Raw genomic sequence first — 12,418 nt, forward strand, 5'->3', positions numbered from 1 at the left:
AAACAGGTAATTAAGTTTCGGTCTGCGCGCCCAATGTCACCACATGCCCGCCAGCAGCCTGCGCATCTTCGGCGTCATGCGTCACCATCAAAACCGGCAGCTGACGCGCCCTTGCACGGTCAAACACCATCTCGCGCACTTGGGCGCGCAACGCGGCATCAAGACGCGAAAAAGGCTCGTCCAACAGCAATGCGCAGGGCTCGGACAGCAGCATCCGCATCAAGGCCACCCGCGCCTTCTGCCCCCCTGACAGCGTCGCCGGATCGCGGTTTTCAAAGCCGCTCAGCCCGACCTCATCCAGCGCTTCGGCTATTTTGGCTGACCGCTCAGCCGCCGTCCCACCCGGTTTCAAACCAAAAGCAAGATTGGCCCCCACCGACAAATGCGGGAACAGCAGATCATCCTGAAACAAGATACCGACCCGCCGCCGATGCGGCGGGGCCTGCGTGATGTCTCGGCCATCCAGCCATACTGTGCCTTTGGCCCGGAAATCAGCGGGTAAGGTGCCTGTAATGAACGCAAGCAACGTTGATTTACCAACGCCGGACGGACCCATCAGGGTCAGGGCTTCGCCAGAGCCAACATCATGCGAGATCGACAAAAGCGGCGCGCCGCCTTTGGAAATTGTCACGTCCCGCAGGGACAGCCCCCTATCCATGTCGTAACCCTTTTCTGTTTCGCCAGACCAAAGCTGGGATCAGCAATGCCAGCATGAACGGGACCAGCGCGGCCCCTGTTTGCATCAGCCCATAGACGGCGATCGCCCGGCGGTCACCGCCCGAGGCCAGCGCCACCGCTTCGGTCGTCAATGTCACAACGCGCCCTCCACCGATCAGCAAGGTCGGCAAATATTGCCCCACCGATACGGCCAAACCAACCGCCAGCGCGGTCAGGATTGGCCGTAAAAGCATAGGAAGCCGAACCCGCCAGAGCACTCCGTTCGGACTCGCACCCAAGGCGGCGGCAATCGTGCCGGTTCGGCTGTCCCAGGCCCGAAATGGATCGGCCAGGGACAAGAAAACGTAAGGCAACACAAAGACCAGATGGGCCAGCATCACAGGCAATCGGCCCTCATCGGCCCCAAGGTTCAGCATGAGCGTTTGCAAGCCCGGCAAAAAGGCCGTCTGCGGGATCAAGAGTGGAAGATAGAGCAGCCAGACCGCCCGTTGGCTGAACGACAAACCATAGCGATATTCGGCCTCCAGACAGCCGATGGTCAGGATCAACGCCACCAAGGCCGCCGTGACAGCGATGAGCGCTGTTTCCAGCAAAGCATCCATCGTGCCCGGGCCAAAACGCATCCAGTTTCGCAAGGTCAGCCCGTCGGGCAGTGCATCGGGAAACCCCCAAAACCCGGCAAAAGACCAGATGATCAAAACCACCAGGCCCAGCAACACCGCAATGGCCGAGCCCGCCCCGGCGCCAAGCGCTAAACGGGCGACCAAAGGATCAAAGCGGCCACGCGCGCCGCGCGCGACCCAGCGTTTGCCCAGCGCTGCGATTGCAACTTCGCCCATTCGCCAAAAGACAAGCGCGCCGATGACCAAGGCAAGCTGCAACAAAGCGGCGGCGGCGGCCTCAAGCCGCATGGCAAGGTCGGGGTCAGACATCAATTTGACGATCTGAACCGATAGCGGTGGCGGTGTGTTCGGCCCCAGAATAACCGCGACATCCACAACGGACATCGAGTAGGCCAGCACCACATAAACGGGTGGTCTGATCTGCGCATAAACACGCGGCAGCACGGTTTTCAGCCAACCAGTCACCCGCCCATAGCCCAGCGCCTGCGCGATGGTCACGCTGCGCCGGCCGTCCGCCTGCCCGAGGGCGGCAAGCGTGATCAACAGCAAAAACGGGACTTCCTTGATGATCAGCCCCGCTGTCATCGTCAGGCCCCAGCTGTCCTGAATGATCAAAACATCAGGTGGTCTGTCCCAACCGGTCACACCAGGTGAAACAAGCCGCGACAACCAGCCCGATGGGGCAATCAGAAAGGCCAACCCAAAGGCAGCGGCGGCATGCGGCACCGACAGCAGCGGCGACAAAAGGCGTTCCACCGCATGAAAGGCACGGGTGCCAGACCAACCGGCGGTCAGCAACACAACGATCAAAAGCGAAATTGACGTGGCCAGCAGACCAGTTGTCACCGACAAAATCATTGCTCGGGGCAAACCGCCCCAGGTCAAAAGATCCCGGAAAGGATCAAGCGAAGGTCCGGTAAGCCCCGCCGCCGGAAGATGCCCGAATGCGGGCAAGACCGTGCCCAGCAGACCTGCGACCACCGGCCCCAACATTGCAAGCAATGTCAGGATCGGCAGGAACGGCAAGGCGCGGCGGCGTGTCACCGAAACAGACACGTTTACTGGGCAACACCGTAACGTTGCATCCAATCATCGGCGATCCGTGTCATCCAGCTTGGGTGCGGTTCGGCCTGAACGCTGCCCAATTCGGCAGGCGACAATGTCGCAACACCCAGCTCAAGCGCATCAAAGGCGGCGCGGTCCTCGGCAGGTAAGGCATCCATGTTCAAAACAGTGCCATAGCCCAGAATTTCAGGGTCTTGGGCGCGGGCCTGTGCCTCGGGTGACATCAGGAAATTGGCGACGACCATCGCACCTGCGGTCGATCCTGAATTGTAAGGAATCGCCACGAATGAGGCGTTGCCGATCGTCCCTTTGTCCAAAACAAATGTCCGTACAGACGGTGGCAGCTGGTTATTGGCAATGGCCGCAGTGGCTTCGCCCGGACTAAAGGAAATGGCCAGATCGACCTCACCATCGGCGATCAGCTGCAATTGCGCAGGGCCGGTTGCCGGGTAGGCGCGCCCTTCGCGCCAAAGCGTCGGTGTCAGATCGTCCAGAAATGCCCATAGCGGCGCGGTGACCGCATCGTAGTTGTCATCTGTGGCGGGCGCGGCCAGAACAGATGGATCATCCAGCAAATCGACCAAAGCCTGCTTTAGAAATGTCGTTCCCAGAAAATCCGGTGGCTGCGGATAGGTGAAACGGCCCGGATTGGCCGCTGACCAATCCAAGATGGCGTTCATCGATCCCAAAGGCGCGGCCAAATCGGATGTGTCATGAATGAACACGACCTGCGCCATCGCCCATGGGCTTTCATAACCTTCAACCGGCACAGTAAAATCTGTTTGCACGGTTTTGCCTTCCGCATCCACGAAAGCCCAGTTTGGCAACTGTTCAGCATAAGGACCAAAGAGCAGATCAGCCTCTTTCATCGCGGCGAAATTGGCGCCGTTGATCCAGATCATGTCGATCGCGCCGTCTTCATCCTCGCCGGCTTGCTTTTCTGACAGAACGCGGGTCACGGCATCTGCCGTATCGGTCAGTTTGACATGCTCAAGGGTCACGCCGTAATCTGCGGCGACACGGTCACCAACCCACGCGATAAAGTCATTGGTTGTGGTCGACCCGCCCCAGGCGTTCCAATAAACGGTTTGACCCTCAGCCTCGGCGATGACTGCGTCCCAATCGGCAGGGTCGGCATCAGCAAGCGCAGAGACTGGGGCCAGCATGGCGGCCAGAACGGCAAGATGTTTCATGTCGTAGTCCTTTATGACGTGTAGATTTGTTTCGCGGCATAAATCCGCAAGGTGGCGGTCGCAAAGCACAAGGCCCCAAAGGCCCAGGCAAAAATGGGAAAATAGGCGGGCAAAAGACACAGGATGACAAAGAAGATGATCGTCTCTGTGCCCTCTAACAGGCCATTTGAATAATAAAGCGATTTCTGACCTTGCGCGTCGGTCTTATGCCCATGTTTCTCAGCCAGAATAGCGTAGCCGAGGAAACTGGTCCCGTTGAAATAAAATGACGCCAGCAGAAATGCCCCTGCCGCCCCATTGGTGGCCGGATCATTCAGCACAAATGCCATCGGGATTGCCCCGTAGAACAAAAAATCAACGGCAATATCCAGATATCCGCCGAAATCAGTCTTACGCGTGGCCCGCGCAACGGCCCCGTCCAGCCCATCAGCGATCCGGCTGGCCAAAAGCGGGATAAGCGCCCAAAAAGGCGCGCCCAGCCCAATCATCAGTGCAGCGATCAATCCCAGCCCCAGCCCAATCAATGTCACACCGTCGGCCGTAAACCCTTGCGCAGCAAGCGTTTGCCCGATCCGGTTCAGGGGCGGATCAATGATCTGACGGGCGTGGCGATCAAGCATGCAACTGGTCCTAACGTTTGCGCGTTTGTGACCTAAGCTGTGCTTTGACGCAATCTGACTGACAGGAATGTGAGGTTGCGGACCGCAATTGACACATTTGCCAGGTACGGGCCCTAGGCGCGGGCAATGCGGGGTCTGCCGCTTCCCACCGCGCGCAATGTCGCCTCGATAAACATCGGCTGGCCTTCGATCTGCGTTTCTTTGACGTCGCGGGTAACGCGCACCGAAATCTCATCGACACCGGCCTCACGCGCCTTTTGGCGTACGCCGTCGCTTAGCGCGGCTTCAAGCGCGTCTAATGCAGCCTCTTGCGCAGTGAAAACCTGCACACCATCGGGCAAATGCACAGCGAATTTACCGGCGCCAGCCGCCGTGACCGTTCCGCTCATCTGCATCTGTACCTGCCCAATAACGGCGCCAATCGCATTGGCGACATGACCATTGGCAGGCAGCCGCATCTGCGTGCCCAGACGCGCGCCAACCGGTTCATAATAAGCCGCCGCCGAGGCCCCAAGCCCAATCACCGGCACCCCCAGCGACAGCTGGGTCTGGATAATATCGGCATGTTGATCCATCCCGGCCAATGCCAAAGGATGCCCCGGCAGGTCGGCAGGATCGGCCCAGTCGCGGCCATCTTCGGCAAAGGCGGCAGCCAGCAGGCAATCCACGGTTTGCGCTTGCAGTTGCTTGATGATCATCGCCGCCAAAGTTGGGGCATCCGCAGCGACAGGCTGGCCCGCTCCGGTCCGGTTACGGGCATACAGCGTCAGTGCCTTTTCTGCGGCGGCGATATCCCAAACATCCGTCAAACCTGCAACATGCGCCGCATCTGACGGGGTGACACCTGCCAATAAAACAAAGCCGCGATCAGCCAAGCGGATCAGCGCGGGGTTTTCCATACGGGTCAAGACCACATCGCCCAGCCTTTGCGGGCCGTTCGCGAGCCGGGCGGCCACCGCCGTTTCGCGTGCATCCAAACCAGTGGGCATGTTTTGCCAAAGAGGCACAACAAACTGCCCGCCATCCGCTGCCGGAACATCAAGCGTCAAGGCCTTGTCCAGCGCGTCGTGCACGAATGCCCGAAACTGCGTAGCGAGCAATGAAATGGGCATCAACCGGCGCGGCCCGAGGCGCAGACCGGCATTCAGACCATCGGTGATATGCACCGCACTATCGCCGCCAAGACCCGTGGTGCGCATTGCCACCGCTTCAACCATCGTGCGGAACGGCCCGACACGGGCGCCTTGCGGATCAATCTGCGGACGGCCATCGCGCAATAGGCAAATATCCGTCGTTGTCCCGCCAATATCGCTGACAAGCGCATCCGTTTCACCGGTTAGCCAACGCGCCCCCGCGATTGAGGCCGCAGGGCCGCTCAAGATCGTCTCAATCGGCTTTTCACGGGCCAGGTCGGCCGAAATCAACGCACCATCACCGCGCACGACCATCAGACGGGCAGGAATACCAAGGCGCTGCAAATGCGCCTCGCAGGCGGTGATCAACCCATCGATCATACCGATCAATCGGGCGTTCAGAACAGCCGTCAGCGCGCGTTTTGGGCCGCCCAAAGCCGATGACAGCTCATGCGAGCAGGTCACGGGTTTACCCGTCTTTTGGCGGATCAGGTCACGGGCTGTGATTTCATGGGCTGGGTTTCGGGTCGCAAAGCTGGCGGCTACGGCAAATGCGGTCACGCCAGGATCAAGCCGGTCCAGCCCGGCACGCAAGGCATCCATGTCAAATGGGGCAGCCTCCGCCCCCGCATGATTGTGGCCGCCGTCCAACCGAAGCACCGGATCACCGCGTAGCGCATCGCCAAGGCCGGCGCGGCCGAGATCGGCCTCTTCAAAACCAATGGAAATCAGCGCGACCCGGCCGCCCTGGCATTCGACAAGGGCATTGGTGGCAAGTGTCGTGGACAAGGAAACCAGTTGGATATCGGCTGCGGGAATGGCTGCCTGGCTGATCGCGGCATCAATCGCCGCGCCAACACCCAAAGCCAGATCAGGCCGGGTGGTCAAGGCTTTGGCGGTAGCAATAATCTGATCAGACGCATCATCAAGGATCACAGCATCGGTATAGGTGCCACCCGTGTCCACGCCCAAAAGATAGCTCATCACGTCGTCCGTTTCGTTTCACATTGGCCTGATAAGCGGTCCGAAGGGACCAAAATGCAACGACAATTTACCATAGTTCCGCCAAAAGCGTGGCGCATTGGCGGGACATGCTTTACGGCAACGCAATCTTCAACCAATCTGCGCCCTATTCGGCAGTGAAAGACAATTCATGTTCAAGAAATCCATCGGCCAAGCCCACGAAAAACTGGTTTTTAACCGCCGTGTCCGCGTGCTTGTTGAAGAAATCGGCGCCATGTTGCCTGCAGGGGCGCAAATGCTGGACGTGGGAACCGGTGATGGCCAGATCGCCAAGATGATCGGCGAACGGCAGGATGGCACGGTTGTCCAGGGTATCGACATCATGGAGCGTGAAACGATCCATATCCCTGTGACATTGTTTGACGGCAAAACCATCCCGATGGAAGATAACAGCGTCGATATCGTCACCTTTGTCGATGTGCTGCATCATACGGATGATCCGCAGATTTTGATCAGCGAAGCATCTCGCGTCGCCCGTAAAGCAGTGATCATCAAAGACCATCTAAGCGAGAACAAACTCGATCATCTGACATTGCGGCTGATGGATTGGGTCGGCAACGCGCCGCACGGGGTCGTGCTGCCCTATAACTATTCGCCGCGCCGCGATTGGGAAACATGGTTTGCAAATGCAGATCTGACAATCGATAAATTCCAGACCAAAGTGCCGCTATATCCTGCGCCGCTCAGGTGGGTATTTGGGCGCAAACTGCATTTTATTGCGCGTCTGACCCCGGGGAATGGCGAAAAATAATGAACCGGCAGATGGCATAGCTGACCACGGCAGCTGTGCCTGCCGTGACCAAGAAAATCAGCGTATCCCATAGAAAGATGCGCGTCACAAAACGGCTGGTGATCGTTGATACAACAGCGAGGCTGGCCACCTGTGTTCCCGCATAGATTAGCATAGCTGATCGGCCCGTCTGATCGGCGCGAAAGGCGATCTTCTTTTGCGCCCAAAAGGCCAGTGGAATGCAAAGCAGATAGATGATCACGCTTGTCGGTAGTGGCGGCGCAGAAGCAAAACGAATAAGTGCCGACGTCACAAGCGCATAGCTTAGGCTAAAACTACCGCCAACAGCCAGAAAACGCAGAAAGGCCCAATCCATCAGCGCAGCACTTCGAAAAGAAGCTGATTTTCATCCGAGAGCGGCACAGGGCGCAGCCAGTCAACGGTACCACCATCGGCCAAGGCGCGCGCGGGTGCGCCCCGATATTGATACCCTTTGCAAAGCAGCAGGTAAGTCGCGCCAGAGTCTTTGACAAAGGTCTCCATCTCGGCAGCTTCCAATTCGAAGGGAACGATACTGTTGCGCATCGCCGCCGCGCTGCGGTGATAGCTAACCGACAATACATCATGATGCGTCGCCCAAAGCAGTGAGGGGCCAAAATTGAAATTGTTCAAGATCAGGCCAGGAGGCGCTTCGTTCAGGGCAATAAGCGCGTCGTAGGTTCTGCAATCTGCGGCTTGGGTCAGTGCAGACCGATCAGTTACTGGCACAAAGGGTCGTATGGCAGCGGCGAACTGCCCCGGTGACATGACCGCGGTGGAAAAAACCAAAAGAAGCAGGGCACTGATCGGCTTTCGGCCTTTCAAATATCGATCAAGTAGGCAGGCAAGCACATATCCCGCCAATATCGGCACGACCGAGGCCGCCATGATCACAGTGCGCATCTGCACAAAAATCATGGCAATTCCAGCAAGGCAGACGAACAAAAGACCAAACAATGCGGTCGTATTACGCTGCTCGCGGCGATGACTGGCTAAAATGGCGAAACCAGCCAATGTGGTCACAAAGACGGGCAGGACAAATGTAACAAAGGGCGCAGGGCGGCTGATGGCATAATCCAATCCTGGCCTAGCCTCGATGATGCGGCCACTGATGAATTCCTGCAAAACGGGGGGGAGATTGGCATAAGGGCCGTCCAGGCAGGGCGATACCAGCTCCCAAGCTGCAAAAATGCCAATCGCCGTCAAAATGGCGGTGATCGCCAGATGAACCACAGGGCGGCGAAAGACCGGCCCAAAGGCAAGCGGCAAAACGCTGGCACCAGCGGCGATCCACACCAATGCCAGGGTTGGTGTGCCCAGTTGATCACAAATCGGCTGCAAGCGGCTGGCAGGCGCCGCCTGCCCCAGCCACAGGACAATGGCGCTCAGGCCAAGGGTCAGACAAAACGAAACCAGCAGCTGCCGGGTTAGCGCCGTGCCGTCCAAAATGACACGCAGCAGAACAACCGTGCCAATGACGATCACAAAGGGCAGGCTTTCAAGCCCAATGGCCAACGAAAAGGCCGCCGAAAATCCACCAACGATCCCAGCGAAAACAGGGCGATCGGGCCAAACAACGGCAAGGGCCATCAACGTCATGGTCAACATCTGCACATTGTGATGGTCCAGATTGCCGCCACCGGAATGCAAATCGCCCGTGACAGGCCAAAGGGCTGTGCAAAGCAGCGCAAAACAGGCTGCAGGAACGCCAAATAACCGGCGTGTGGCAAAGCCGATCACCATTAAATTCAGCATCATGACGAAGGTGGGCCAGATAACGGCTGCCAAGACCTCGGCAGTGGGCATTGGCAGGAACCATGACAAAGGCAGGATAATCGCAGCGATGCCAAGATCGAGATAACGGGACCAATGAAGCGAAACCCCCTCAGGCGGGACCGCGCGATATTGGGCCACATCGTACCAGCCCTGCCCGGCCAGCCAGTCCCGCACGGACAAAAGACGCATGATGTCATCATTGCCTTGTTTTGCGAAATTGGCGAAGGCCTGCGTGCTGTAGAAAATCGCCTCAATCAGGACCATGATCAGGACCAGAGCAAGCACGATCTGAAATGGGCGCTCGCGCAAAACGCGCAAAACAGCAGATTCGCTCATCAAAAATACCTTCTTTATGACCGTCAGAGGCCTAGCACGCGCGGCTATACCGCAACATAGCCGGTTATGGCCAACCGGGCCGCAGCGAAACGTTGTTGCGCAAAGGCCACGACATGGCCTATCCGCATCTTAACCAAGCCTGAATTACGCCCTAATCTGCCGCTACCAACCATGACGAAACAAATATAAGAGCCGCGCATATCATGACCGAACTAACCATCCTGATGCCCTGCCTGAACGAGGCTGAAACGCTCGAAACCTGTATCGTCAAGGCGATGGACTATCTCAAAAGATCCGATGTGGATGGTGAAGTGCTGATCGCTGATAACGGGTCCACCGATGGCAGCCAAGACATTGCCAAAAGGCTTGGGGCGCGGGTGGTTGATGTCCCGGTCAAGGGCTACGGAGCCGCGCTTGGGGCAGGCATTGCCGCCGCCAAAGGCAAGTTCGTCATCATGGGTGACAGCGACGATTCGTACGATTTTTCGAACCTTGATCCCTTTGTTGAAGAGCTCCGCAAAGGGGCTGATCTGGTGATGGGCAACCGTTTCCGGGGCGGGATCGAAAAAGACGCCATGCCGCCGCTGCACCGCTATTTGGGCAACCCCGTTCTGTCAGCAGTCGGGCGGGTCTTTTACCGGACGCCTGTGGGCGATTTCCATTGCGGGCTGCGCGGTTTCTCGCGCGAGGCTATTTTGGGGCTGCACCTAAACACACCTGGGATGGAATTTGCCTCAGAAATGGTGATCCGGGCGACGTTATTCGGGCTGGATATCCGCGAAGTGCCAACAACCCTGAAACCGGACGGGCGGTCACGGCCACCGCATCTGCGCAGCTGGCGCGATGGGTGGCTGCATCTGAAACTGCTTTTGACCTTCGCGCCGTACTGGCTGTTCTATTATCCGGGGCTGATCATGTTCTGGACCGGGCTGATCAGCTTTTGCGCGCTGATGATGGGGCCTGTGGTGATCGGCGGTGTGACCTTTGATGTCGGGACAATGATCTTGTCGAGTGCGCTTTTGCTGACCGGGTTCCAGATGGTCTGCTTTTACGCGCTATCACGGATTTTTGCGGTCCGGTTCAATCTTCTGCCGACCTCTGACAGGTTTGAACGGCTGCGCAAAAAGATCACGGTCGATAACGCCTGCATTGCCGGGGGTATCCTGCTGTTTATCGCATTTATCGCAACCTTGTCGGGGATCTTCAGCTGGGGGGCGACCGGCTTTGGGGATATGGATGCCAGCAGTATCGTGCGCGCCGCCTCTATGGCTGTGGTCAGCGCGTCCCTTGGGTTGCAATTCATCACGACCGGGTTCCTGTCATCGATGCTGCAACAACAGATCAGACCTGATCCGTCTTAGGGTCAGGACCCTAAGGGTTGCGATGGCATGAACCATGGCCAATAGTCGGGCCATGGACATCCTGAATGACGCCATCACAAACCGGCGCGATGATCTGATTGGGCTGACCCAAGACCTGATCAGGATCCCCACGCTGAACCCGCCCGGGGACTGCTATCGCGAGATTTGCGAATATCTTGAAAGGCGGCTGAAACGCAGCGGCTTTGAAACGCAGCTGATCCGGGCCACCGGCACACCGGGGGACAGTGATAAATATCCTCGCTGGAACATTGTCGCGCGGCGGACTGGCAAAATGGCAGGCGATTGCGTGCATTTCAACAGCCATACGGATGTGGTTGAGGTCGGCAGCGGCTGGACCAAAGACCCGTTTGGCGGGGAACTGGACGACGGCAAGATCTACGGGCGCGGGGCCTGCGACATGAAAGGCGGGCTGGCCGCCTCAATCATCGCGGCAGAGGCCTTTATCGCAACGCACCCGGATTTCAGCGGGGCGATCGAAATATCCGGGACAGCCGACGAAGAATCGGGGGGCTATGGCGGCGTCGCCTATCTGGCCGAGCAGGGTTATTTCGACCCAAAACGGGTCCAACATGTGATCATCCCCGAACCTTTGAACAAAGACCGGGTGTGCCTTGGGCACCGGGGTGGCTGGTGGGCCGAGATCGAAACATTTGGTGAGATCGCCCATGGGTCCATGCCGTTTCTGGGCGATTGCGCGGTGCGGCATATGGGGGCGGTGCTGAACGAATTTGAAGATAAGCTCTTTCCGGCCATGGCAGCACGGACAACGGATATGCCCGTCGTACCCGAGGGGGCGCGGTCTTCGACGATGAACATCAATTCGGTGCATGGCGGCCAACCCGAACAGGACGAAGACTATACCGGCCTGCCGGCGCATTGCGTCCCCGATAGCTGCCGGATCGTGATCGACCGGCGCTTTCTGGCAGAAGAAAATATCGAAGATGTCCGGGGCGAGGTGACAGCCCTGCTCGACGGTCTCAAGGCCGAACGGGCCAAGTTCAACTACGACTTGCGCGAAATTAACCTGGTGCTGCCCAGCATGACAGACCGGGACGCGCCCGTGGTGCAAACCATCGCCGCGCAGATTGAGTCTGTCCTGGGCAAACCCGCCGAATTCGTCGCCTCACCCGGGACGTATGACCAAAAACACATCGACCGGATCGGCAAGCTGAAAAACTGCATTGCCTATGGGCCAGGGATTTTAGAACTGGCGCATAAACCCGACGAATATGTCGGGGTTGAAGACATGTTGGACAGCGCCAAGGTGATGGCTGGTGGGCTAAGGGATATTTTGTTGCCCTAGGACGATCCAGCTTTCAACGCAACGTAGGGTGGGTAAAACCCACGCGTCTCAACGCTGCCGCGCGAAACATGCGATCCCGTCCAATTTGCAAAAGCTGCGCCCTTACTGGACCTCGGCGATCGTTGTGGATGACAGGCGGTCAATCAGGCTTTGCTCAATTTCATCCATCACAGACTTCACCCTGCGGTGCAGCCGGTGTTCAACGGCGCAGGTTGGGACGTCTTCATCGGCGCGGCCAGCCACAAGCTGTTCGTCAAGCGCCAGATAGACATCCGCCAGCGTAATATCTTTCGGAGAACGGGCCAGGCGCCAGCCGCCCGCATGCCCCTTTTCCGAAATCAAAAGCCCCGCATTGCGCAATTTTCCCAAGACCCGGCGCACAACAACGGGGTTGGTGCCCGCATGATCAGCGATGTCGCTTGAGGTCCGCAGCTCGCCGGGGTTTCCTGCCATGTGACCAAGCGTATGCAAGGCCAGTGACAAGCGCGAATTTCGTTTCATAGGCGCTCTTCCTTCA

At 58.2% G+C, this 12,418-nt stretch carries 11 protein-coding genes; 3 read left to right on the forward strand and 8 right to left on the reverse strand.

Translation table 11 applies throughout. The features are described 5' to 3' along the window. Positions 1-10: 10 nt before the first annotated feature. From AABB29_RS05780 to AABB29_RS05800, 5 genes are all read right to left on the reverse strand, one after another. Entirely contained in the window at positions 11-658 is a 648-nt protein-coding gene (locus AABB29_RS05780) for an ATP-binding cassette domain-containing protein (protein WP_373636819.1), read from the reverse strand. Then, positions 651-2,294 (reverse strand): ABC transporter permease subunit, encoded by a 1,644-nt coding sequence (locus AABB29_RS05785; protein WP_341368999.1) that lies wholly within the window; start codon positions 2,292-2,294, stop codon positions 651-653. Before AABB29_RS05785 ends, AABB29_RS05780 begins: the two co-directional genes overlap by 8 nt. A 65-nt stretch (positions 2,295-2,359) precedes the next feature. Continuing rightward, positions 2,360-3,559, reverse strand: a complete 1,200-nt coding sequence (locus tag AABB29_RS05790) for an ABC transporter substrate-binding protein (RefSeq protein ID WP_341367841.1) — start codon at positions 3,557-3,559, stop codon at positions 2,360-2,362. 11 nt (positions 3,560-3,570) lie between these two features. Then, positions 3,571-4,179, reverse strand: a complete 609-nt coding sequence (locus AABB29_RS05795) for a CDP-alcohol phosphatidyltransferase family protein (protein WP_341367840.1) — start codon at positions 4,177-4,179, stop codon at positions 3,571-3,573. A gap of 113 nt (positions 4,180-4,292) precedes the next feature. Beyond that, entirely contained in the window at positions 4,293-6,296 is a 2,004-nt protein-coding gene (locus tag AABB29_RS05800) for a hydantoinase/oxoprolinase family protein (RefSeq protein ID WP_341367839.1), read from the reverse strand. Between the two features lie 169 nt (positions 6,297-6,465). On the opposite strand from AABB29_RS05800, the gene AABB29_RS05805 reads away from it, so the two are divergent. Beyond that, entirely contained in the window at positions 6,466-7,086 is a 621-nt protein-coding gene (locus tag AABB29_RS05805) for a class I SAM-dependent methyltransferase (RefSeq protein WP_341367838.1), read from the forward strand. Here the strand turns inward: AABB29_RS05805 and AABB29_RS05810 are convergent. Both AABB29_RS05810 and AABB29_RS05815 read right to left on the reverse strand, forming a co-directional pair. Beyond that, entirely contained in the window at positions 7,049-7,441 is a 393-nt protein-coding gene (locus tag AABB29_RS05810; RefSeq protein WP_341367837.1) for a GtrA family protein, read from the reverse strand. The genes AABB29_RS05805 and AABB29_RS05810 overlap by 38 nt on opposite strands. Then, positions 7,441-9,216: a hypothetical protein gene (locus tag AABB29_RS05815; RefSeq protein WP_373636820.1), complete on the reverse strand. Its 1,776-nt coding sequence runs from the start codon at positions 9,214-9,216 to the stop codon at positions 7,441-7,443. The genes AABB29_RS05810 and AABB29_RS05815 overlap by 1 nt, the downstream gene beginning before the upstream one ends. 203 nt (positions 9,217-9,419) lie before the next feature. Here AABB29_RS05815 and AABB29_RS05820 point away from each other — a divergent pair, with 203 nt between their 5' ends. Together AABB29_RS05820 and AABB29_RS05825 are read left to right on the forward strand one after the other, a co-directional pair. Further along, entirely contained in the window at positions 9,420-10,577 is a 1,158-nt protein-coding gene (locus tag AABB29_RS05820; protein WP_341367834.1) for a glycosyltransferase family 2 protein, read from the forward strand. A gap of 34 nt (positions 10,578-10,611) precedes the next feature. Continuing rightward, a complete protein-coding gene (locus AABB29_RS05825) occupies positions 10,612-11,901 on the forward strand; it encodes an acetylornithine deacetylase/succinyl-diaminopimelate desuccinylase family protein (protein WP_373636821.1) in 1,290 nt (429 codons plus the stop codon). A 102-nt stretch (positions 11,902-12,003) separates the two neighbouring features. Here the strand turns inward: AABB29_RS05825 and AABB29_RS05830 are convergent, their stop codons facing one another. Next, positions 12,004-12,402 (reverse strand): Rrf2 family transcriptional regulator, encoded by a 399-nt coding sequence (locus AABB29_RS05830; protein WP_341367833.1) that lies wholly within the window; start codon positions 12,400-12,402, stop codon positions 12,004-12,006. Positions 12,403-12,418 lie beyond the last annotated feature (16 nt).

Origin of the sequence: Yoonia sp. BS5-3 (assembly GCF_038069655.2) — a bacterium.
Taxonomy (GTDB): domain Bacteria; phylum Pseudomonadota; class Alphaproteobacteria; order Rhodobacterales; family Rhodobacteraceae; genus Yoonia; species Yoonia phaeophyticola.

What these genes read in the sequence shown, in the direction of transcription:
- AABB29_RS05815 (WP_373636820.1), bottom strand. Translation starts at nt 9,216, where the DNA reads ATGAGCGAATCTGCTGTTTTGCGCGTTTTGCGCGAGCGCCCATTTCAG.
- AABB29_RS05830 (WP_341367833.1), bottom strand. Translation starts at nt 12,402, where the DNA reads ATGAAACGAAATTCGCGCTTGTCACTGGCCTTGCATACGCTTGGTCAC.
- AABB29_RS05805 (WP_341367838.1), top strand. Translation starts at nt 6,466, where the DNA reads ATGTTCAAGAAATCCATCGGCCAAGCCCACGAAAAACTGGTTTTTAAC.
- AABB29_RS05820 (WP_341367834.1), top strand. Translation starts at nt 9,420, where the DNA reads ATGACCGAACTAACCATCCTGATGCCCTGCCTGAACGAGGCTGAAACG.
- AABB29_RS05780 (WP_373636819.1), bottom strand. Translation starts at nt 658, where the DNA reads ATGGATAGGGGGCTGTCCCTGCGGGACGTGACAATTTCCAAAGGCGGC.
- AABB29_RS05785 (WP_341368999.1), bottom strand. Translation starts at nt 2,294, where the DNA reads ATGTTGGGGCCGGTGGTCGCAGGTCTGCTGGGCACGGTCTTGCCCGCA.
- AABB29_RS05795 (WP_341367840.1), bottom strand. Translation starts at nt 4,179, where the DNA reads ATGCTTGATCGCCACGCCCGTCAGATCATTGATCCGCCCCTGAACCGG.
- AABB29_RS05825 (WP_373636821.1), top strand. Translation starts at nt 10,612, where the DNA reads ATGGCCAATAGTCGGGCCATGGACATCCTGAATGACGCCATCACAAAC.
- AABB29_RS05800 (WP_341367839.1), bottom strand. Translation starts at nt 6,296, where the DNA reads ATGAGCTATCTTTTGGGCGTGGACACGGGTGGCACCTATACCGATGCT.
- AABB29_RS05790 (WP_341367841.1), bottom strand. Translation starts at nt 3,559, where the DNA reads ATGAAACATCTTGCCGTTCTGGCCGCCATGCTGGCCCCAGTCTCTGCG.
- AABB29_RS05810 (WP_341367837.1), bottom strand. Translation starts at nt 7,441, where the DNA reads ATGGATTGGGCCTTTCTGCGTTTTCTGGCTGTTGGCGGTAGTTTTAGC.